This is a genomic window from Polaribacter sp. BAL334 (genome assembly GCF_015767435.1).
Classification (GTDB): Bacteria; Bacteroidota; Bacteroidia; order Flavobacteriales; family Flavobacteriaceae; genus Polaribacter.
On record NZ_JADWOV010000057.1, the window covers coordinates 1 to 535 of the forward strand.

Below are 535 nucleotides of genomic sequence, written 5' to 3' on the forward strand. Positions count from 1 at the left end.
CAATTGGAGAAATACATTTTAAATGAAGCAGATGTCGCTTTTAATTCTGTTGGATTTGCCAAAACTACGTTATTAAACGGTTTTACAACTGTTAGAGATTTGGGTGGAACAGGTGTAAATATTGCTATCAGAAATGCCATAGATCAAGGTAAAATTCCTGGTCCAAGAGTTTTTACAGCAGGAAAATCATTGGCAACTACAGGTGGTCATGCAGACCCAACAAATGGTGGGAATAAACTTTTTATTGGTGATCCAGGGCCAAAAGAAGGTGTTGTAAATTCTATTGACGATGCTAAAAAAGCGGTAAGACAGCGTTATAAAAATGGCGCAGATTGGATAAAAATTACAGCAACTGGAGGCGTGTTAAGTGTAGCAAAATCGGGTGACAATCCACAATTTACCATTGAAGAAATCAAAGCAATTTGCGAAACTGCTAAGGATTATGGAATGTTTGTAGCTGCACACGCACATGGAGATGAAGGTATGAAAAGAGCTATTTTGGGCGGTGTAAAAACCATAGAACATGGTACGTATA

General features: G+C 37.9%; 1 protein-coding gene. It reads left to right on the forward strand.

The genetic code is table 11. The features are described 5' to 3' along the window. On the forward strand, nucleotides 1–535 hold a 535-nt coding region (locus IU405_RS00315), incomplete at both ends, for an amidohydrolase family protein (RefSeq protein WP_197436677.1).